Here is a 21,737-nt window from a genome sequence, read left to right as displayed (position 1 = left end):
CTTCCTCTCTTGAAAACGATATGTTTACATTATCTCTTTATTAAACTATTGCGTATTGGCGATTCTCCATCAAACTGAATTTGTATCCCAATCCCATTCTCTTCTGCATGTATATGTAGATGTGGCTCAGTTGTATTACCAGAGTTCCCAACCTTCCCAATTATTTCGCCTAGCATCACCTGATCCCCGATATGTACTTGTATACTATCCTGCTGCATATGTGCGAGATACACGGTAGCCTGTGATCCTTCACATTGCATACCGATATAATTTCCATAAGGTTTCTTACTGTCCATTTGGAGTGGCGTTAAATCAGGTAACGTATTTTGCATGTCAGTCACAACACCATTACATGGGCTATACAGTGTATCACCAAAAATTTCATATTTTTCTAGCTCGCTTGGAAATATTCCGGTGGCGCGTGAGCCGTATGTATTTAGTTTTACAATATCATATGCATATTGTTGTGGTACATTATCATGATGATTAAGAAATCCTGTATTCCCACCTTGCCCAATATAATAAGTACCATCTTGAAGCGGAAACGTAAGATGTAAAGGATGATGACGGTCTGTAAAACTCATCAAGATGGAAAAGCCACCAAATAAAAATACACTTATGGCTAGGTAAATGAAAATATTTCTAAATCCTAATAGCTTTTCAGTGGAGAGACGGTTCGGTAATGATTTTACACGTAACCATGAAAAAACGATTGCGATGACGAGTAATACGACCAAGACGTAACGAATGTAATACCCTAAAATATCCCACGCACCAATTAGAAAATAAAGGATAATGAAAAGGGAATACAAAAGCATGGACAAAAGCCAACTAAATTTACTTTTAAATTTTGCTCTCCACAGTTCAATGATAAATCCAATTGGAATAATGATATGGAATAAAAAAATAATCATATAATCGATAAAACTCATTTAATCCCCCTTTCAACGATTTGTGTAATATATAGTACGTTGAGGGAATTTGGAAGGTTTCAATAAAAGTTAAAAATATGACTTTCATTATAAATGTGGTGGGACTGGATTAAATTTGCGATAACATCATTTATTTGAACGATTGATATGATAGGGTTACACATAGATGGATGTCACAAGTTTGCCATAAACTAAAATAAGTTTGTGAAATGATGAACAAACTAATGCAAAATATATAGAACCATGTTAATATAAAAGCGTAGTAGAAACAGATTAAATTTATCACTATATGTGAATGGTTGAACAAACAAAAAGGAGTGGTGGATATGTTTTTAAATTTCATTCGGACTAATAAAATAAGTGCAGGTATTTTAGCTTTCTTAAGAATTTATATCGGTTATGCCTGGTTAACTGCTGGAATTGGAAAATTAACTGGTCCTGGTTTTGATGCAAGTGGATTTTTGCAAGGTGCGATTGCAAGTGCAGGTGGAGATCATCCCGCAGTACAAGGATGGTGGGCAGCGTTTTTAGAGCATGTTGCACTACCAGGTGCAGGAGTTTTTAGCTATCTCGTCATGTTTGGAGAAGTACTTGTTGGTCTTGCTTTAATACTAGGTATTTTCACAAACTTCGCAGCAATTATGGGGATGACAATGAACTTTGCCTTCTTGTTTAGCGGTACCGTAAGTACAAATGCTCAAATGGTACTGATTACATTCTTTATCGTTGTAGCTGGAGCAAACGCTGGAAAAATTGGTTTGGATCGTTGGGTAATTCCATTTGTTAAAGAACGTCTTCACAAAGATAACCATAAAAGTGAAAAACATATTGCAACAGTTTAACAATTCATTATTCGATGGGCTTTCCTAAAATATAGGAGGCCCTTTTTGTTTTGGCCTTCACGATTTACACTGGCGTCTATGCGTGTAATCAGTGAAAAGGGCAAATGAGGTGGCGCAGCATTTCCTACTACGAAATTATTGTAAAGTTTATCACGCGGTAATAAGTTTATTGAATTTAAAAATGATGTTTATTCCCGCGAAGTGTTGTCGATAATTGTGAGTGACAACAACTATCGGAGGGATTGACATGAAGAGAAGTTATACCATTTTTATTTTTGCCATGTTTATTCTCATTGTCGGTGCTTGTTCTAATTCAAATGGAACTGAGAAGGATCAAAACGAGGGCACTGCTGTTGAAACGACGGTTGCAAATGAGGAAACGCCTTTAACAGCTCATGCAACGATGATAAATACGCAAGGTGAGAAAGTCGGTACAGCTAAATTAGAACAAGTAGATGATGGTGTTATGATATTTATTGAAGCCTCAGGTTTAACGCCAGGGTTACACGGCTTCCATGTTCATGAAAAAGGTAAATGTGATCCGCCAGATTTTGAATCAGCAGGTGGGCATTTTAACCCGACAAATAAGGAACATGGATTTGATAATCCGAAAGGGCCACACGCGGGAGATTTGCCAAATATTGAGGCAGATGAAGAAGGTTATGTAAGAGCGGAAGTACTGGCCAACATGGTTACACTAGAAAAGGGAAAGAAAAATTCCTTGTTTAAAAAAGGTGGAACAACACTCATGATCCACTCGCAATTAGATGATTATAAATCACAGCCAGCAGGTAACTCCGGTGATAGAGTATCTTGTGGTGTGATTGAAAAATAACAAAATGGCTGATTTCCGAAAGATGGGGATTGGCCTTTTTATTTAAATGCGTGAATATTTTCTTGCATGCTTGAAGGCGATGGTCTAACAGCATGTAAATATGCGATGAAATTGTCATGCAACATATATTGGCTATATTCTTTCCAATAATTCGAATAATCATGTATAATTATATTTCGAGTAGCGAAAGAAGGAGACAATCATATGGGGATTCAACAGAACATACAAGCATCACCTAAGGTAGAAAAAATCTGGTCGCGCGACTTTATTCTCGTTTGTATTGCGAACTTTTTTATTTTTTTAGGCTTCCAAATGACCTTACCTACATTACCACTATTTGTGAAGGAATTAGGGGGGAGCGACCAAGCAATTGGCTTAATCGTTGGTAGTTTTACATTTTCCGCTTTAATCTTTCGCCCTTACGCAGGACAATTGTTGGAGACAAAGGGAAGAAAGTTTGTGTATATGTTGGGCCTAGGCATTTTTGTCGTATCAATTGGTTCATTCGCCTTTATTGCTAGTATTGGCTTTTTAGTTGCCATGCGGATGGTGCAAGGCATAGGTTTTGGTTTTTCAACGACAGCAACAGGGACAATTGCTACAGATTTAATTCCTCAGAAACGGCGGGGTGAGGGGCTCGGATATTTTGGTTTATCGGGCAACTTGGCATTAGCATTAGGTCCTTCGCTTGGGCTTGCTTTAGTTGGAAAAATATCCTTTGCGATGTTATTTCTTATTTGTGCAGTTTGTGGATTAGTTGCATTTCTTCTAGCGACAAAGGTTCGCTATAAACAAGTGGAGCAATCACCAAATCGCGCTGCAACTGTAAGATTTGATTTCTTTGAGAAAACAGCTATACAACCATCCATCTTACTGTTTTTTATTACCTTCACATTTGGAGGAATTGCATCTTTCCTACCTCTATACGCAACGGAAAAAAGTATTGCTGGAATTGAATGGTACTTTCTTATTTATGCGTTATTCCTAATGTTATCCCGTACATTTGCGGGAAGAATATATGATCAAAAAGGGCATCTTTACATCTTTTTACCGGGTACGGTACTTATCTTTATTGCGATGTTATTGTTGTCATGGCTTCCGAATACAGGTGTTTTATTGTTTGCTGCCGCATTATACGGTCTAGGGTTTGGAAGTGTTCAGCCAGCGTTACAAGCATGGGCGGTTGATAATGCCCCTGCACACCGAAAAGGGATGGCTAATGCAACCTTCTTCTCCTCGTTTGATTTTGGAGTCGGGATTGGTGCAATCTTATTTGGTCAGCTTGCTTACATGTTCCATTACGGTGTTATTTATGCAACAGCTGCAGGTTCAGTGATGATATCTATCTTGTTGTATATATACTTATATATGAAAGCACGCCGATAAGGGGTCTGACCCCTTATTCGTGCGTATAAATGACTTCTATTTTTAACAAATGAACGATGTGTATTCCTACTAATATGATAATATGAGGATGTGGGATGTTAGGATATGAAGATCGTATATACAGGTTGAGTTAGAGGTTGGCAAAGAACGTGAAATGAGGGAATTAGCCAAGCTTCAACCTTCGTAATCCCGCCTTTAGAATGAAATGATGAAGAATGGATAGGGTGTGTATCTAAAATGAAAGCTGTACCCATCAAAAACTTAGTTGAAAGGTTTTCTTTAGAAGTATTAGTAGGTGAGGATGTATTAGATCGTCTAATTACGAAGCCAAGAACATATCGACCCGGCTTAGAATTTACTGGATACTTTGATTACTTTCCCAAAAACCATGTACAAGTACTAGGTCGAAAGGAAATTACTTATTTGCATAAGCTCAGCCAGGAAGAAAGACAAATTCGGATAGGGAATATCGTAAAATATCGCCCACCTTGTTTTATCGTGACTGCGAATCAAGAAGGGTTAACATATCTTATCCGGTACTGTAAGGAAGAAGGCATTCCATTATTACGTACAAAGGATTCTACTTCCTCATTTATTGAAAAATACGATGCATACATGGTGAGGGAGCTTTCGCCTGAAATGACGATACATGGTGTTTGCGTCAGTGTTTTTGGAATGGGTATTTTATTGCGGGGGAAATCCGGTATTGGTAAGAGTGAAACGGCACATACGTTAATTGGCAGAGGACATCGTTTAGTTGCAGATGATATTGTGGTGTTAAAAAGACTTGGCCCAGATACTATTTTAGGCACACATCATGAAAATAATAAGGAATTTCTTGCATTACGTAGTATTGGCTTACTAAATGTGGCACGGGTTTATGGATCAAAGGCTTTTCAGGACGAAACACGAATCGTACTTGATATTAAGTTGACAAATTGGGAGAAAGATTCCTTACATAATGATTTAGATTTGGAACCTAGATATTCGCAATACTTAGGGGTGGAAGTACCATATATTGAGATCCAACTACAGCCCGGCCGTGATATCGTAGGTTTAATTGAAGCGGCTGCAAACAATTGGTATCTCAAACAACAAGGTTACAACGCTGCCCAGGAATTCATGAAACGCGTAGAAGGTCGTGAACTGTAAATTGAACGGCAAAATAAATGTGACATCATTTGCAGATGCTTAATCGTTTGATGTTATTGAAACGACAGCATGCTGTAATCACACTAATTTATGCACGGTTTTCAATCCTATATATATAAAGGATAGCTAGCAATCAGCTTCTACGAATGCTAGTTTTTTTCTATATCATTTAGTTCTGATTCATGAACCAGCAAATGAAATAGATAGTGGAGATTTCTTCTGTAAATTATTTTTTACATCGTATATGCAATTTAATAGTAAAGTAACTGTCTAATGTTTCATAAATTAAAATACCTCACACTATAAATATGACGGTGTAATCTGTTAGAATAGTACATAGTATCATTTTTTATATAGTTGAAAAAAGGCAGGTAAAACCATGTCAAATATACTATCGAAAGTAAACTTAGAACGAATGTTTCCGTCGTTTTTATATAAACGTGGACTGAAATATTATCAAGAAGGTCGAGTTAGTGACCTTTTGTATGACATTAACCACCATGTTTGGACTGCAACGGTACATGGTACGGAAGATTACTTTGTTGAGATTAATATGCAGGATATAGAAAAAGGTACAATCCGGCCATACTGTGATTGTCCGGCTTTTCATGCTTATGATGCTTGTAAACATATTGTAGCAACACTATGTAATGTGCAAGCAAGGGCAACAAATCAGCAATATCCTGGAAATAGGGTGAATTATACGCTGACAGACAATTTTATTCGTGCCCTTACCTCCGTACAGCGTAGGTCAGTTTCGACAGAGGTTTTACCTGAAAAAATACCATTGGCAATCGAATATTACTGCCAAATTACGTATGATGAAAAATTAATATTAGAACTCAAAGCAGGCGCGAAACGGTGCTATGTAGTGAAGGATATAAAACGTTTTTTAGAAGACGTGTTACAAGAGCGAGAACACGAGTTTACGAAGAACTTTTCATATTCGCCAGAAAATCACAATGTGTTACAACAGGATTGGGAAATCTTTGAAGTACTTTACGACGCTATTAGAAATCGTGAAGTATATCGTGATCACTTTTATTCTAGTGAAAGTTTCGATGAGAATCGTTATATGGTCATCCCACCATTAATTGCGAAAGACCTCATTACAAAGCTCATCACACGGAACTTTAGGATGGGAAAAGTAAATCATATATCGAACCAACTGAACATGGAGGCAGATGTACTTCCTTTTCATTATTCATTGACGAAGAATAATGATGATTTATTATTGCATGTAGAATCAGGAAAACATCTGGTGTATTTAAAAGCATATCAGATGATATATGACGATGAAACATTTTATTTTCCAAGTAAAGAACAAATCCCGATAGTAGAGCAAATGGCGCAGTTTCGAATAAATGGTCAAGAATTACCAATATCGAAGGAACAGGCAGATCAATTTGTATCCGAAGTGTTACCTGCACTAAAAACAATCGGATCAGTTGAAATAGCGGATAATGTTGCTTCAGAAATTATTCAAGTTCCGCTCGTGGCGAAGCTATATTTGCAACTAGAAGAGGAAAATATTGTTGGGAATTTGGAGTACCATTACGGAAATGAAAAGATTGATCCATTCTTACAGTCCCAACCTAAAGATGTGTTTATTGTTCGCGATGTGGAAAAGGAACAACAAATTATGCAGCTCATCGAACATGCCAATTTCCATTATAATGGAAAGCAATTATATATTGAGGCCGATGAAGAATCTTTATATGATTTTTTATATCATATTTTGCCTATATTAGATGAATATGTTGCCTTGTTCTTGACGGCAGATGTGCGTAATATGATTGTAGAACAAGATACGGCACCAAGTACGCATGTGAGTATGGAATCTTCGACTAATTTATTGGAGATTGGTTTTGATATGGATGGTGTCAATCAGGATGAGGTCGAGCATATTTTAAATGCAGTTATTGAGAAAAAGCGATATTTTCGTTTGGCAAGTGGTGGCTTACTCTCACTAGAAAATGAAGGCTTTACATCATTACAGCAACTCATTCAAGATTTGAAAGTTAAAAAATCAGATATGCATGATGGACGTATCGAAATGCCGGCCTATCGTGGTATGCAAATTGATGAATTAATTGAAACGGATAAATCATATGATGCTTCTTTTCGTAAATTATTACGTCACTTGAAATCACCAGAAGAGCAATCATATGAATTACCAGACACCATACAAGCAAAACTAAGAAAGTATCAATTAACAGGTTACCAATGGTTTAAATCATTAAGCGCCTATCATTTAGGTGGAATTTTAGCCGATGATATGGGGCTTGGAAAAACATTACAAACCATCGCTTATCTGGCATCTGAACCTAGTGAAAACCCGCATCTCGTCGTTGTGCCATCCTCTGTTGTGTACAATTGGAAAAGTGAAATAGAAAAATTTTCACCTTCAATGTCCGTGGCAGTCCTTACAGGAAATCCTGTGGAACGACATGATAAAATTGTCGACTCACAAGAAATTGATGTTTGGATTACTTCTTATGCAACATTGCGACAAGATATTGCGTTATATCGAGAATATACATTTCAAACACTTGTTTTAGATGAAGCTCAATATATTAAGAACTATGCAACGAAAACATCCAAAGCAATCCGAGAGATAAGGGCGAGTCGTAAATTTGCGCTTAGTGGTACACCAATTGAAAATACAATTGATGAGTTATGGGCAATTTTCCAAGTTGTGTTACCAGGGCTGATGCCAAACCGTAAGGAATTTCGTCAATTGGAACATGATAAAATTGCTTTTTTAACGAAGCCATTTATTTTACGAAGACTGAAATCAGATGTATTAAAAGAATTACCTGAGAAGATTGAGTCGGTCAGTATTTCTGAGTTAACGAAGGAACAAAAAGAACTGTATGTTGGTTATTTACATCAATTACAACGAGAAACGACTCAAAGCTTGAAAGAACAAAGTTTCCAAAAAAATCGTATGAAAATATTGGCTGGTTTAACAAGATTGCGTCAGTTATGCTGTCATCCTTCGTTGTTTATTGAAAATTATGCGGGGCAATCGGGGAAACTAAATCAGTTAATGGATACGATTCATACTGCAATAGAGAATGGAAAACGAATGCTTATTTTCTCCCAGTTCACAAGTATGCATGAACTAATTGCTACAAAGCTTGAAGATGCTGGCATTAGCTATTTTTATTTACATGGTCAAACGCCGTCGCAAGAACGTGTAGAGATGAGTGAGCGCTTTAACCAAGGTGAAAATAGTGTCTTTCTTATATCACTAAAAGCTGGAGGAACTGGCTTAAACTTAACGGGGGCAGACACCGTCATTTTATATGACTTATGGTGGAATCCAGCGGTAGAGGACCAAGCAGCGGGAAGAGCACACCGATTTGGGCAAAAAAATACGGTACATGTCATTCGTATGATTACTGAAGGAACGATAGAAGAGAAAATTTATGAACTACAGCAGAAAAAACGGAAGCTCATCGACCAAGTAATTCAACCAGGTGAAACAATGCTTTCAAGCTTAAGTGAAGATGATATTAGGGAATTGTTAAGTGTATAAAAAGAGAAAAACTATTCTGTTTAGCTTGCTGCAGAATAGTTTTTTTCATCATGGCAGTTATTAAAAAACGAGTTATTGATTAACTTTTACTCTTAATGTTTTTCTCGCAATAAAGTAATCTCCATCAATGGATTCCTCTTTCTTCGTGAGGTCACCAGTTAGTTTATCTCCGTTCTTTCCATAAGCCTCTCTTACATGCGATCCGTTATTACTATCATGTGGATCAAGTGTTAGAATCAAATCATATTCCGTAACGTTTTTTAATTTTGAATTGCTTAGTGGATTTTTGTAGTAAATGGTAGCTGTACCATCTGGATTTATCTGACTTATTCCATCAAAACCAAAGGAAATATAGTCTGGTATATCAGCCCTAACATGTATACGAGCATTGTCTACGATGTTACTTTTTAATTCGACTTTCATAAACTCTTCTCCAGCAATTACTTCAGGTTCCATGCGAACTTCGGGGCTACCTAAATCTTCCGGTTTTTCCCACTGCGGTGGTGTAATTGGAATCGTATGATTATTTTCCTCTAATAAAATAGTAGTTTCAAATGCTGCTATATCATATGATTCACTTGCGTCACTATATATGCGCACATAATCTCCTACTAACTTATCCATATATTGCTGCTTAATGGTCTCGTCTTGTTCATGTGGTTTAAAATTTATATTGATATGCAAAATATCCCCATTAAATGAATTTGGGAGTTTCGTTTCCAATGTAAATTCTCCATCCTCTGTTACATTACCAAAATCAGAAGTACCGATAAGATGAACACCTTCAGAATCTAGAACGAGACCGAGCCTTGAACCAGGTAATAAATTAGTTTTTCCGGTTGCAATAACTTGTTTACCGTTTATTTCAATTTGTCCATCAAACCAAACGTCTACATCCCCTTGATCATCAGGGGCGATAACTTCTGTGACTTCTACGTTATTTTTATCTTTTTTATCTTCTATATCTGTCTGATTATCTTTTTGATTGGTTTCTGTTTCTTGCGGATTAGTTTGTTCGTTCTTTGTATTTTCATCCTGTTTACATGCAGTAAGAAGTAATAATGGCAAACAAAAGATGATAAAAGTAAATACTGCATATCGCTTTTTCATTAAATCAGCTCCTAGTCAATTTAGATTACTTCCTTCTAAATTTTAGCAAACGACTGCGTTATAATATATAGGTATTTCTCATTATAAATGAGAAGGGAAACGTCATTTGTAGGCATAACGTATGAAAAAGAGAGCAAGTCAAATATAATAAATCAAGATACGCTAAAAGAGTTACCCCGAAGAATAGCGTTTTATTTTATCCTTCGAGGTAACCACCTAATCTCATATTTACTATTAATCTAAGCCTTTCGCTTTTGTTAAGAGCTAATTCCGATATCTATTTGAAATAGCTTTCTCGGTCTTCCTTTTACATATGGCTTTTCCTCACCAACAACTTTAATGACCTGTCCGGAGAGTAATTTATTAATTGTCCGTTCTGCGCTACGTTTTGTAACTTGATAATATTGTGCCACGTCGTGTGAAGAAAAAGGCTCATTATTTCTTAGTGTAATAAAATCAATAAAATTATATGATAGCTCATTATTCAGGCGTGCCTGATGAATTAATGCCCGATACAGTTTTGATGTATCAATCTTTCGTTTTACCCCAATTGGACCAATCGTTTCTTGGCGGTCGTTGACAATGTAACAACAGCTTACAGGGTCCTTGCTACACGTTTCAAGTGCTAGTTGTGCATGTTTTTCTGCTTGCTTTGCTGTTAAGCCTAAGCCAAAACCTATTTCAACTGGTATATCTAATGTCTCTTCTATTTCTTCTAGCAATGGAAAGGTTCGAAAGTGATTCGTAATGTGATCAAGTACCCCTCGTGTACCAAAAATAATATAGTTATTTTTATCATCGGTTAGTAAGGAGGCATATGTCTTTTGGGCAAATCTCTTTAGAATCACATGTAAGTTTTTATATATTTTATCTTGTTCGTCCCGCCCCTTTTTACTCGTTGGATGCTGATCCTTTAATCGTACATAACCTGCGACAATTTGCGAACTAATACTTTTATTTAAGGCAATCATGGACTTTGCCCTCTTTAAAGCATGTTCGAGGTTTGCTTGAGGTATTTGCATATAGTAATTCGGAATGTCCATATTGGTTAATCTTAAGGAAACTTCATGACTTGATGTTAAAACATAATCAATCTTATCGTTATCCCATAAGTTTTTATGGTGAAAAATAATGCTGTCAATTTGATCTAAGGGAAGATGACCATAACTATATGTATACACATTTCGATTTGTTAGTTTAAGCTCTTGTAATACCTCTTCCACATGACAAACTTCTAACAAATCAATTGAAATTCGGTCTATCGCTTCTTTCTTATCATATACAAGGTGATAAAAAGATGTTAGAATCGCATATTCATCTAGTTCAACATTAATAGTAGGTAAACGTTTTACCTCGATTTTATCCTTTACAAATAAATAGGAAAGTGCCTCGGTAAATAGATAAACATCACACATGACAGCTCTTTCTATTAGTTCGCGTGTTTCTATTGCTTCATGATAAGGAAATGGAATCATTTCAATATTGCCTTTCATTTCAATTAAAGCTTGCACACGATTAATAATCTCCTCTCTTCCAAACACAGCAACCTTTACAGTCATCTTTTTCTCCTCCGGTCATATCATTAACGGTATAAATAATAGTTAAATAAGTCCATATTTTCAGAATAAAAATGATAGCCTAGTTTAAGATATTTAAAAATAATCTAACTATATAAATATTATCATATTGAATTTTCTAAAAATTGTCAAGAGGAGAATCAAAAATATTCTTTATTTGAATGAGTTTTTTATCGCAAAATTTACTGTGAAACTATCACATCAAGGATTCGAGGAGTCTACCTTTGATAAACGAGAAATCAAAAACGAGTAAAAGCCTGATTCGTTCTATTTATATTAGTGGAGAGGGTCGAACATCGCTACTAATTACGTCTTCTCTACACAGTAGAGTGACTACACATGTTACAATGAAGGGGATTATAAGGGCTAAGGAATGATACATATGTCGGGACAACGTGATTTTACCCAGGGGAATATATTCAAGCAACTCATTGTATTCTCTGGACCCATTATGTTAACGAATTTATTACAAATTTCTTATCAAATCGTGGATAGTTTGTGGGTTGGAAATTTATTAGGGGCAACATCATTAGGTGCTGTCGCAGTTTCAGGAACAATTGTATTTACAATGCTGTCTTTTGTTATTGGCCTTAATAATGCTGCCTTAACAATTCTATCCCAGCAAAAAGGTCGAAAAGATGAAGCGGGATTGAAAAGGTATTTAAATGCCTTTGTTGTAATTTTAACTGTTATGTCTATCGGATTAGGTGTGGTAGGCTTCATTTTCTCTGAAGGACTCTTGACATTATTAGGTACGCCGAGCACGATGCTTTCGAGTGCCACCTCATATTTACAAATCAATTTCATTGGCATTCTCTTTTTGTTTGGATATAACTTTATAAGCACAGTGCTGCGTGCGTTAGGTGATAGTAAAACACCGATGCGCTTTGTGCTTATTGCGGTACTTTTAAATATTGTCCTCGATCCTTTGTTTATTGCTGTATTTAATTTGGGAGTAAAGGGTGCAGCATATGCGACGATTTTATCTCAAGGTATTGCCTTTTTATATGGTTTGATTTATGTATTATATCGAAAACTGGCACCATTTACTATTCCGTATGTACCAGCAGCTCGCGACATTAGGTTGATATTAAACTTGGGAATACCAGCAGGATTACAAATGGCAGTAATATCTGCTGGGTCTGCAGCGATTATGAGCGTCGTAACAGGTTTTGGTGCCCATGTTGTTGGTGGATTCAGTGCTGCCCAAAGATTGGATAGTATCATTATGTTACCTGCACAAGCATTAAGTACTGCGGTTAGTAGTATGGCTGGTCAAAATATTGGCGTACAAAATTGGGAACGTGTACGAAAAATCGCCAATTACGGTGTTATCTATAATTTTTGCATTATGTTTGTTATTGGTTTACTTGTAGTTGTTCTTGCACAGTATGGAATCCAATTATTTATTCAAGATGTTGACGCCGTTACATTTGGGACTGTTTATTTGCAGATTATTGCTTTAACGTATCCATTTCTTGGCATTAACTTCATATTAAATGGTATTGTTCGGGCAGCTGGTGCGATGTATCAAGTTTTATTATTAAATATCATCTCATTTTGGGTATTACGTTTTCCTTTCACAACATGGTTTTCAAATCTTTTTGGAGAGAAGGGAATTGCGATGGGAATGGGTGCGAGTTTTATGATAAGTAGTATCATTGCATTTCTATACTTTCGTTTTGGAAAATGGCGTGAAAAGAAGTTGTTTACACAAAAACAGCAGACTTCTACACAATGACATATCCACAAGCTGTGCATAGTATTGAGGATAACTCCATATTTTGTGGTCATCAAAATGAATTCATACAAAATGTAGACAGAAATACGCAAATTTCGACGGGAAACCTGTGTATAACTCTGTGGACAGTGTGTAAAGATTACATCATGTGGATAGGTGGTGTTGAAAATCAAAATTATATTAGCATTGGACGCTTATAAAGGTAGCTTAACGCAGATAGATGCAATAAAAGTGATGAAATCTGCCATACAGGATGTTTTTCCCTATGCGGATATTGTTGAAATGCCAATGGCAGATGGGGGAGAAGGTACGCTTGATGTCATTTCTTATGCAATGCCTTCCGTAGAGAAGGTTCCAATTTGCGTGACGGGTCCTCATGGTAAAAAGATTGATACATCTATGGGTGTCATGAATGAAGAGACGGCACTCATCGAAATAGCAAAAATCGCCGGACTAACACATGTACCAGAGCAGAATAGGAATCCCCTTAACATGACGACGTATGGTATTGGAGAGGCAATACAAATAGCTTTAGATAGTGGAATAAGAAAGTTCATCATTGCGCTTGGCGGAAGTGCAACTAATGATGGTGGTATAGGTATGCTATTGGCATTAGGTGCTGACATCCGAGATAAAGTAAAACAAATGATAAGTAAATATGGCAAAGGTTTGTTAACAATCAAATCAGTAAACATAGATCCGGTTATGGATCGATTGGGGACGTGCACCTTTCAAATTGCAACAGATGTTACAAATCCGCTTTTAGGCAAACAAGGAGCAAGTGAAGTTTATGGCCCACAAAAAGGAGCAACAGCGGAGCAAATAAAGAGTTTAGATGAAGGATTAGCGAACTTTTGCCATGTGATGGAACAAAGTTATCCACATTTTATCAACATACATAAACAGTCAGGCACTGGTGCGGCAGGAGGATTAGGATATGCCTTTCGTTTATTAGGCGGAAGACAGTATTCAGGTGCAAGCTTGATTGGTGAAATGATGGGGCTAGGAGGAGAAATTCAAGATGCGGATCTCGTTATTACAGGAGAGGGAAAGAGTGATGCGCAAACTTTACTAGGAAAAGTACCGTTCTATGTTGCAAAATTAGCGAATATGCATGGAAAACAAGTATGTTTAGTATCTGGTACGATTGAAGGAAGGGAAAACATACAGGATTATTATACAAGGCTTTATGAATTAAAGAATGAAAGTATGTCTGTAAAGCAAGCGATGGAACAAGCAGAAAGTTTATTATATAATCAAACTAGGCAAATGATTGTAGACTTTATCGAGGGGAGAAATGAAACATGTTAAAAGAGATTCACGCAGAGGTGGCACCAGCAGCTATTGGGCCTTATTCACAAGCAATTCAAGCAGGGGACTTTATTTTTGTTTCTGGCCAAATTGGGGTAGATGCAAAATCGGGAGAAGTAGTAGCGGGTATTGAAGCCCAAACAAAACAAGTATTAAATCATTTGAAAGCTATTTTAGCTGAAGCAGGTACAGATTTTTCGAAAGTCGTGAAATTCACGATTTACTTGTCATCTATGGATAATTTTGCTGTCGTAAATGAAATATATGCGAGTTACTTAACAGAGCCTTATCCGGCTCGTGCAACTGTTGAAGTAAGTAGGTTGCCAAAAGATGTATTAGTAGAAATGGATGTTGTCGTATATAATGGCTAAATCTGCCCAGCTTACTTTACTTGTAATGAATAAGTAGGGGAGCTGAATACGATGAAGTGTGTGAACATCCTCATCATTCGACAAAATATATTTCCTGGGCAATGAAAAAACAGGATTGCTGTCGAAGGTGTGTTTATATAGATGACAATGAGATTATTTCAATCCTCATTTGTTGCTCGCACATTTGACAGTAAGTTTCGCTTAAGGATAGTTGATAAACTAATGGACTTACACGCTTTATTTGATAAACATAAACAACAATTGAATTCACAGCGCAAATCACATACAAAAGGCTGGGACATAAGGGTCTGACCCTCCCTGTTTGTCCCAACCTTATTATTTATCTTTGTCTCATAAACGAATGATGAAATATTTAAGTTGCCTGAATCATTTCGACTCTGTTTCCGAATGGGTCTCTGAACTCAAAGCGTTCAAAGCCTGGTATCGGTACTCCCTCGACTATTTGAATATGATGTTGCTTTAATACATCTTTCCAGTATGATATATCCTTCACTTGGTAAGCTAAATGGGCTTTTGTTGTTAATCGGTCAAACCCGTTCTCCGTACCTACATGTACATCTCTATCTCCAACCTCTAACCAAAATCCTCCACGTCCCTTTAGGGATGCAGGCTTTTCCTTCTCAGGTAAACCGAGAATTCCGCAATAAAATTTTTTACCCTCTTCTTCAGCACCTGTTGGAATCGTAATCTGTGCGTGATGTAAACCAAGAATCATAAAATCCCCTCCATTTATAATGAGAATTTGTAACCTATAATAAAATTCCTTCGATATGAAATGATATGCTTCCTATATATTTTATGTTTTTCATATCAATAAGTAAAATACCTATTTTATATACTAATTGATAACTATTATTTATATAGCGGCTATGATATGCTCTTCAAAGGGTTCTTTAAATGGAAGAAAGTTATCACAAATATAAACTATCCGAAATAGTTTTCTTTTCATGTAAAAAATCTTAGTGCTCTTAAAATTGAAAAGACCATATGAAATCAATGTACATACCTTGATTTCATATGGCTCTACTTTTTAGGATATAATTTTATATTTATTGAAACATTGTACGCAAAAACCCATTATGTCGGTTGCATGATACCTTCTTTTATTTCTTCTAAGTAATGGCAGGCTGCTTGATGCCCGCCCTCCATAAGATTGGTTGTTCTTAATTCAGGAACGTCTGTCACGCATTTCTCCGTTGCAAATGGACATCTTGTATGAAAGCGACAACCAGTTGGTGGGTCAATTGGCGATGGGACATCTCCTTTTAAAATAATACGGTCACGCTTTTTCTCAGGATCAGGGCTTGGAATTGCTGATAAAAGTGAAATCGTATAAGGGTGTTGTGGATTTGTAAATAAAGACTTTTTATCTGCAATCTCCACAATTTTACCTAAATACATGACGATAACACGATCGGAAATATGTCGCACAACTCCAAGGTCATGAGAAATAAATAAGTACGTAAATTTAAACTCACGCTGTAACTTCTTCAATAAATTTAATACTTGTGCTTGTATCGATACATCAAGTGCAGATACAGCTTCATCACAAATAATTAATTTAGGATCAACTGAAAGAGCTCGAGCAATTCCAATTCTCTGACGTTGGCCCCCACTAAATTCATGTGGGTATCTGTCAATCTGGTGTGCGCCAAGCCCAACAATATCTAGTAATTCTAAAATTTTGTTTTCCTGTTCCTTTTTGGGGACTACTTTTTGGATATTCATTGCTTCACTCAAAATCTGTCTCACCGTCATACGTGGATTTAAGGAAGCATATGGATCCTGGAAAATAATTTGTAAGTCTTTTCGAACACTGCGCATTTTTCTTTTTGATAAGCTTAGTAAATCAGTATCGTTAAAAATGACTTCACCTGATGTTGGTTCATCTAATCGTAAAATGGAACGACCAGTCGTTGACTTTCCGCAACCAGATTCTCCAACAATGCTTAATGTTTCCCCTTCATTTACGTGAAATGTAATGCCATCCACTGCTTTAACATGGTTAACCGTTCGTCCTAAAAATCCACCTTTGATAGGAAAGTATTGTTTTAAATCGGTTACTTTAAGTAGTTCTTTCTGCATATACATTCACCTCCGGCTCGCCATCCCATTGATCTGAATAAATCCAACAACGAATTTGATTGCCATTTTCATCTGTTACAAGGTCTGGTAATGTTTTGCAAATATCACTTGCGAACGGGCAACGTGGTGCAAAACGACAACCTTTAGGCATTTCAGTTGGATTTGGAACCATTCCTTTTATAACAGGTAAATCTCCTTCAATATCTCGATCGTGTGCTGGTAAGGAGTTTAATAATCCAACAGTGTATGGGTGTTGTGGATTTTTAAATATTGTTTTTACATCTGCATACTCCACAACTTTCCCACAATACATGACGGCAACATAGTCACATGTCTCTGCGACAACACCAAGATCATGTGTAATTAATAAGACAGACATTTGAAATTGTTTTTGTAAGTCTTTGATTAATTCTAAAATTTGCGCCTGAATAGTCACATCTAAAGCTGTAGTCGGTTCATCTGCAATAAGCAATTCTGGGTTACAAGCCAAGGCAATCGCAATCATTACCCGTTGTCGCATTCCACCAGATAGTTCATGTGGATATTGATGCACCCGTTTTTCAGGTGAGGGAATACCGACTACTTTTAACATATCAATGGAGCGTTTTAATGCCTCTTTCTTACCTAATCGTTCATGAATACGAAACGACTCACTAATTTGATGACCGATAGTAAATGTAGGATTCAAAGAAGTCATTGGTTCTTGGAAAATCATTGATATTTCTTTTCCGCGAATTTTCCTCATTTCAGCTTCTGTCTTTTTAAGTAAGTCTTCTCCTTTGAATAATAGTTCACCACCGACTACTTTCCCCGGCTCGTCAACTAATTGTAAGATTGATAAGGATGTGACGCTTTTTCCGGAACCAGACTCACCAACGACGCCAACTGTTTTTCCTTTTGGGATGGAAAAGGATACACCATCTACAGCTTTTACTTCTGTTTTACCTGTGAAAAAGGAAGTTTGTAAGTTTTCTACCTTTAATATTGTTTCAGATGATGTTTCTGTGATAGACATAGTTTCGCTCACCTCTTTTTTCTATTAAGCTAACGTTTTTAACCGCGTTTCCTTCATTTCCATTAATTTAAATCAACACGTTTATTTAAAAATCGATATGTAATGTCAACAATTAAGTTCACGACTACGAATAATAAGGATGCAACGAGTACGCCACCTTGTACGATTGGGAAGTCACGTGCAGTAATGGCATCAATAATTAATTTACCTAATCCATTAATCGCAAAGACTGTTTCTGTTAATACTGCACCACCAAGCAGTCCACCAAATTGAAGTCCAACAACGGTTACAACGGGTATAAGGGCATTTTTCAATGCGTGTTGGTAAATGACAACACGTTCCTTTGCCCCTTTTGCTCTTGCAGTACGGATATAATCTTGATCAATTACTTCTAACATACTTGATCGTGTCATTCTAGCAATAATTGCTGCACCACCTGTACCTAGCGTGATGACAGGTAGGATGACCTGTTGGAAGGAGCCCCAACCTGAAGGTTTAAACCAACTCGTATTACTTATAAATGGAATCCAAGATGGCAAATCAATTCCAATTGCAAACCATTTAATGAGCATTAATCCAAGCCAAAAGTTTGGCATAGATAAGCCAAATAGTGCGATCACCATTAACGAGACGTCTTTCCACGAATATTTTCGCGTGGCGGAAACAATTCCGGCTATCAAACCTAAAAAGACACTTAAAATCGTACTATAAATTGCCAGTTCAACAGTGACCCAAAATCGACCGCTAATTTCCTCCGTCACATCTCTTCCATTACGAATGGAAGTACCTAAATCACCTTGTACAACTTTACTTACGTAATTCCAATATTGTACGGGGTATGGATCATTTAAACCAAGTCGTTCCCGAATGTTTTCTACTTGCTCTTTTGGTGCAGATTCCCCAGCCATAATTTGTGCAGGGTCACCTGGAATAAAGTGCATCAACGAAAATACAAGAATCGTAACGCCGATGAATACAGGTATGGTTTGAATAAGTCTACGAACGATATATCTTAGCATATGTGCACTCCTCTCTAGTTTTTTGTTTTTGGATCAAGTGCATCTCTTAATCCGTCACCAAGAATATTAAAAGCAAGTACGACTAGCACAATCATCATTCCAGGATAAAAGGCAACATGTGGTGCTTTAAATAAGTAGTTTCTTCCATCACTCAACATCGCTCCCCATTCAGGTGTAGGTGGCTGAGCACCCAAGCCAAGAAATGATAGCCCACTTGCTGTTAAGACAGCTGTAGCAATATTTAACGTAGCTTGTACGATAATTGGTGAAGAAACGTTTGGCAAAATGTGCTTAAATATAATTCTTATATCACTTGCACCTAAAGCTTTTACGGCATCAACGTATTCTAATTTCCTAGCCGCAAGTGTTGAACCGCGAACGATTCTTGCAAATACAGGCACTGAAAAAATAGCGACAGCAATGATAACATTCTTCGTGCTCCCACCAAGCACACTAACGATAGCTAAAGCTAGTAAAATACCAGGAAATGCTAGTAACACATCCATACATCTCATAATGAAGGAATCTATTCTCCCTCCATAATAGCCAGAGACAATCCCCAATAAGACTCCTGCAGTTGCGCCGAGTATAACGGAAGAAAAGCCAACAATTAATGTGAGATGCATACCATGGATCACGCGGGTAAATATATCTCGCCCGTGATGATCAGTACCAAACCAATGATCGGAAGAAGATGTTGCAAGCTTATTTTTTACATCCCCAAGATCCGGATCATATTGGGTAATAAATGGCCCGATAATGGAAACGACAATAAAAAATAAAATTAAAAATCCACCAAACATGGCTGCCTTGTTCTTTCTCAATTTCGTAAAGAAGATTTTAATGCTGCGAAGACGTGGATTGACTGGCTTTTGCGTCAGTGTTGTATCCACTGCTGGTTCTCCCATAAAGATGACACCCTTTCTAATTTGTTATGTAGTAATTAAAGTGTGGATGCGGAAAAATGTAGAATACTGTCGATAAATGTCTACTAAATTTAGAATACCTGTTTTATTTTAACTTATTATATCATTTTGTGTTAAATATACAAACGTAAAAATTTATAATTGTCTTGTAATTTCATTTGTAATGAGATATATTAATATATAATTCTTTTCATTCCAAATAACTAAAACAGGGGGTATGAGTGTTGAAGAATTTTAAGAAGCTATTAATTCTTCTTGTATTTTCATTGCTTGGAAGCATTATTCTAGTTGGTTGTGCAGGATCAGGTGATGGAGATAGTGGAGGAAATAAAGGAAACGAAGGAAATGATAGTGATAGCGCGGAAGGTTCTGAAGGAGGAGACTTAATTATTGCGAACACTTCAGATATCGTAACGCTTGATCCAGCAGGTCAAAACGATCAACCGTCTGCTAACGTCCAAGAAAATATTTTTGAAAAACTAGTTAAATTAAATGCTGATATGGAAGTAGAACCAAATCTAGCTACAGAGTGGGAAGCTGTAGAAGATAATGTTTGGGAGTTTAAACTTCGTGATGATGTTAAATTCCATGATGGTTCAGACTTTAACGCTGAAGTAGTAAAAGCAAATATTGAAAGAATACTAGATGAAAAGGTTGGTTCACCTAAAGGATTTTTATATACGATGGTGACGGAAGTTAAAGTAGTAGATGATCATACAGTTCAGTTCGTAACTGAATATCCATTTGCGCCATTACCTTCGCATTTAGCTCATAGTGGTGGTGGAATGGTATCACTAGATGTTATTAAAGAAGACTATGAAGCGATGGAAGATGGAAAAGAACCAGGTACTGTTATTAATGAGAAACCAATTGGGACAGGTTACTTCAAATTTGAAGAATGGAAACCTGGTCAAGAAGTAAAAATCGTTCGTAATGATGACTATTGGGGCGATAAAGTAAAATTAGACTCTGTTACATTTAAAGTTATTAATGAGGACCAAACGCGTATTGCGGATTTAATTACGGGTAATATTCACATTGCTGACCCAGTAAGTCCTTCTGATGTTGATCAAGTGGAAAATACAGATGGATTATCTGTGCCAAGACAAAGTAGTGTAAGTTTATCGTATATCGGATTTAATATGGAAAAGGAACCATTTGATGATCCCAAAGTTCGCCAGGCTATCAATATGGCAATTGATAAGAGTCAAATTATTGATGGTATCTATGATGGTGTCGGTATTCCGGCTATAGGTCCACTAGCACCACCAGTATTTGGTTATGATGATAGTGTAGATGGATTAGAATATGATCCTGAAAAAGCGAAAGAGTTGTTGAAAGAAGCAGGATATGAAGATGGATTTAAAACAACTTTATGGACGAATGATAGTCGTGAACGTGAGGATGCGGCAGTTAACGTGCAATCACAGTTAAAAGAATTTGGTATCGAAGTAGACGTACAAGTTCTTGAGTGGGGAGCATACTTAGAAAAGACTGCAGCTGGAGAGCATGATATGTTCGTACTTGGTTGGTCAACTGTTACGGGGGATGCAGATTACGGTCTATATGCATTGTTCCACTCTGATAACATAGGTGACCCAGGAAACCGTACATTTACTAAAGATGCTGAACTAGATAAATTATTAGATGATGCTCGTAAAAACCCAGATCCTGAAGAGCGAAAAGCATTGTATAAAGAAATTCAAGAAAAGTTAGCTGAAGTAGCACCAATGCTCTATCTACACCACTCAGAGTTTTTATTAGGTGTTAGCGATAAAGTAAAAGGTTTAGAACAGCTACCAACACAAACATTAGTGTTACAAAATGTAACGCTTGAAGAATAAGATATGATAAAAAAGAAGGTTGCCAT

General features: G+C 36.7%; 17 protein-coding genes. 9 read left to right on the top strand and 8 right to left on the bottom strand.

The annotated features are described in order from the left end of the window. Positions 1–29 precede the first annotated feature (29 nt). Complete coding sequence (locus tag ACFFIS_RS05150; protein WP_390186450.1) at positions 30–932, bottom strand: peptidoglycan DD-metalloendopeptidase family protein; 903 nt, start codon at positions 930–932, stop codon at positions 30–32. Between the two features lie 326 nt (positions 933–1,258). On the opposite strand from ACFFIS_RS05150, the gene ACFFIS_RS05145 reads away from it, so the two are divergent. From ACFFIS_RS05145 to ACFFIS_RS05125, 5 genes are all read left to right on the top strand, one after another. Continuing rightward, positions 1,259–1,774: a DoxX family protein gene (locus ACFFIS_RS05145; protein WP_390186448.1), complete on the top strand. Its 516-nt coding sequence runs from the start codon at positions 1,259–1,261 to the stop codon at positions 1,772–1,774. 247 nt (positions 1,775–2,021) lie between these two features. Next, positions 2,022–2,609 (top strand): superoxide dismutase family protein, encoded by a 588-nt coding sequence (locus tag ACFFIS_RS05140; RefSeq protein WP_320380376.1) that lies wholly within the window; start codon positions 2,022–2,024, stop codon positions 2,607–2,609. 204 nt (positions 2,610–2,813) lie between these two features. Next, on the top strand, positions 2,814–3,995 hold the full coding sequence (locus ACFFIS_RS05135; RefSeq protein WP_390186447.1) for an MFS transporter: 1,182 nt from the start codon (positions 2,814–2,816) through the stop codon (positions 3,993–3,995). Between the two features lie 237 nt (positions 3,996–4,232). Beyond that, a complete protein-coding gene (gene hprK / locus ACFFIS_RS05130) occupies positions 4,233–5,147 on the top strand; it encodes an HPr(Ser) kinase/phosphatase (RefSeq protein WP_390186446.1) in 915 nt (304 codons plus the stop codon). Positions 5,148–5,526: 379 nt separating this feature from the next. After that, positions 5,527–8,691, top strand: a complete 3,165-nt coding sequence (locus ACFFIS_RS05125; RefSeq protein ID WP_390186444.1) for a DEAD/DEAH box helicase — start codon at positions 5,527–5,529, stop codon at positions 8,689–8,691. A 72-nt stretch (positions 8,692–8,763) separates the two neighbouring features. On the opposite strand, the gene ACFFIS_RS05120 is transcribed toward ACFFIS_RS05125, so the two are convergent. Next, the gene (locus ACFFIS_RS05120) at positions 8,764–9,801 is read right to left on the bottom strand and encodes a hypothetical protein (protein WP_390186442.1); all 1,038 of its coding nucleotides are present in this window, start codon (positions 9,799–9,801) and stop codon (positions 8,764–8,766) included. A 257-nt stretch (positions 9,802–10,058) separates the two neighbouring features. Beyond that, positions 10,059–11,360: a hypothetical protein gene (locus ACFFIS_RS05115; RefSeq protein ID WP_390186440.1), complete on the bottom strand. Its 1,302-nt coding sequence runs from the start codon at positions 11,358–11,360 to the stop codon at positions 10,059–10,061. 400 nt (positions 11,361–11,760) lie between these two features. Here ACFFIS_RS05115 and ACFFIS_RS05110 point away from each other — a divergent pair, with 400 nt between their 5' ends. The 3 genes from ACFFIS_RS05110 to ACFFIS_RS05100 all read left to right on the top strand — a co-directional run bounded on the left by ACFFIS_RS05110 (position 11,761) and on the right by ACFFIS_RS05100 (position 14,801). Next, a complete protein-coding gene (locus ACFFIS_RS05110; RefSeq protein WP_390186438.1) occupies positions 11,761–13,119 on the top strand; it encodes an MATE family efflux transporter in 1,359 nt (452 codons plus the stop codon). A gap of 159 nt (positions 13,120–13,278) precedes the next feature. After that, entirely contained in the window at positions 13,279–14,430 is a 1,152-nt protein-coding gene (locus tag ACFFIS_RS05105; protein WP_390186436.1) for a glycerate kinase, read from the top strand. Next, positions 14,424–14,801 (top strand): RidA family protein, encoded by a 378-nt coding sequence (locus ACFFIS_RS05100; RefSeq protein WP_390186434.1) that lies wholly within the window; start codon positions 14,424–14,426, stop codon positions 14,799–14,801. Before ACFFIS_RS05105 ends, ACFFIS_RS05100 begins: the two co-directional genes overlap by 7 nt. 373 nt (positions 14,802–15,174) lie before the next feature. Here ACFFIS_RS05100 and ACFFIS_RS05095 read toward each other — a convergent pair whose 3' ends face one another. The 5 genes from ACFFIS_RS05095 to ACFFIS_RS05075 all read right to left on the bottom strand — a co-directional run bounded on the left by ACFFIS_RS05095 (position 15,175) and on the right by ACFFIS_RS05075 (position 19,849). Beyond that, entirely contained in the window at positions 15,175–15,537 is a 363-nt protein-coding gene (locus ACFFIS_RS05095; protein WP_390186433.1) for a VOC family protein, read from the bottom strand. 362 nt (positions 15,538–15,899) lie between these two features. After that, complete coding sequence (locus tag ACFFIS_RS05090) at positions 15,900–16,913, bottom strand: ABC transporter ATP-binding protein (RefSeq protein WP_390186431.1); 1,014 nt, start codon at positions 16,911–16,913, stop codon at positions 15,900–15,902. Continuing rightward, positions 16,888–17,922 (bottom strand): ABC transporter ATP-binding protein, encoded by a 1,035-nt coding sequence (locus tag ACFFIS_RS05085; RefSeq protein WP_390186430.1) that lies wholly within the window; start codon positions 17,920–17,922, stop codon positions 16,888–16,890. Before ACFFIS_RS05085 ends, ACFFIS_RS05090 begins: the two co-directional genes overlap by 26 nt. 62 nt (positions 17,923–17,984) lie before the next feature. Further along, positions 17,985–18,941, bottom strand: a complete 957-nt coding sequence (locus tag ACFFIS_RS05080; protein WP_320380367.1) for an ABC transporter permease — start codon at positions 18,939–18,941, stop codon at positions 17,985–17,987. Between the two features lie 14 nt (positions 18,942–18,955). Beyond that, entirely contained in the window at positions 18,956–19,849 is an 894-nt protein-coding gene (locus tag ACFFIS_RS05075; protein ID WP_390186429.1) for an ABC transporter permease, read from the bottom strand. Positions 19,850–20,091: 242 nt separating this feature from the next. Here ACFFIS_RS05075 and ACFFIS_RS05070 point away from each other — a divergent pair, with 242 nt between their 5' ends. Beyond that, a complete protein-coding gene (locus tag ACFFIS_RS05070) occupies positions 20,092–21,711 on the top strand; it encodes a glutathione ABC transporter substrate-binding protein (RefSeq protein ID WP_390186427.1) in 1,620 nt (539 codons plus the stop codon). Positions 21,712–21,737: the final 26 nt, after the last annotated feature.

The sequence above is a fragment of the Paracerasibacillus soli genome (genome assembly GCF_042432965.1).
In the GTDB taxonomy this organism is placed as follows: Bacteria; Bacillota; Bacilli; order Bacillales; family Amphibacillaceae; genus Paracerasibacillus; species Paracerasibacillus soli.
The sequence above is the reverse complement of the archived record's forward strand: the minus strand, read 5'-3'. Positions and strand labels throughout refer to the sequence as shown.

Coding starts and splice junctions, on each gene's coding strand:
- ACFFIS_RS05150 (WP_390186450.1), bottom strand. CDS start 932: ATGAGTTTTATCGATTATATGATTATTTTTTTATTCCATATCATTATT.
- ACFFIS_RS05145 (WP_390186448.1), top strand. CDS start 1,259: ATGTTTTTAAATTTCATTCGGACTAATAAAATAAGTGCAGGTATTTTA.
- ACFFIS_RS05140 (WP_320380376.1), top strand. CDS start 2,022: ATGAAGAGAAGTTATACCATTTTTATTTTTGCCATGTTTATTCTCATT.
- ACFFIS_RS05135 (WP_390186447.1), top strand. CDS start 2,814: ATGGGGATTCAACAGAACATACAAGCATCACCTAAGGTAGAAAAAATC.
- hprK (WP_390186446.1), top strand. CDS start 4,233: ATGAAAGCTGTACCCATCAAAAACTTAGTTGAAAGGTTTTCTTTAGAA.
- ACFFIS_RS05125 (WP_390186444.1), top strand. CDS start 5,527: ATGTCAAATATACTATCGAAAGTAAACTTAGAACGAATGTTTCCGTCG.
- ACFFIS_RS05120 (WP_390186442.1), bottom strand. CDS start 9,801: ATGAAAAAGCGATATGCAGTATTTACTTTTATCATCTTTTGTTTGCCA.
- ACFFIS_RS05115 (WP_390186440.1), bottom strand. CDS start 11,360: ATGACTGTAAAGGTTGCTGTGTTTGGAAGAGAGGAGATTATTAATCGT.
- ACFFIS_RS05110 (WP_390186438.1), top strand. CDS start 11,761: ATGTCGGGACAACGTGATTTTACCCAGGGGAATATATTCAAGCAACTC.
- ACFFIS_RS05100 (WP_390186434.1), top strand. CDS start 14,424: ATGTTAAAAGAGATTCACGCAGAGGTGGCACCAGCAGCTATTGGGCCT.
- ACFFIS_RS05095 (WP_390186433.1), bottom strand. CDS start 15,537: ATGATTCTTGGTTTACATCACGCACAGATTACGATTCCAACAGGTGCT.
- ACFFIS_RS05090 (WP_390186431.1), bottom strand. CDS start 16,913: ATGTATATGCAGAAAGAACTACTTAAAGTAACCGATTTAAAACAATAC.
- ACFFIS_RS05085 (WP_390186430.1), bottom strand. CDS start 17,922: ATGTCTATCACAGAAACATCATCTGAAACAATATTAAAGGTAGAAAAC.
- ACFFIS_RS05080 (WP_320380367.1), bottom strand. CDS start 18,941: ATGCTAAGATATATCGTTCGTAGACTTATTCAAACCATACCTGTATTC.
- ACFFIS_RS05075 (WP_390186429.1), bottom strand. CDS start 19,849: ATGGGAGAACCAGCAGTGGATACAACACTGACGCAAAAGCCAGTCAAT.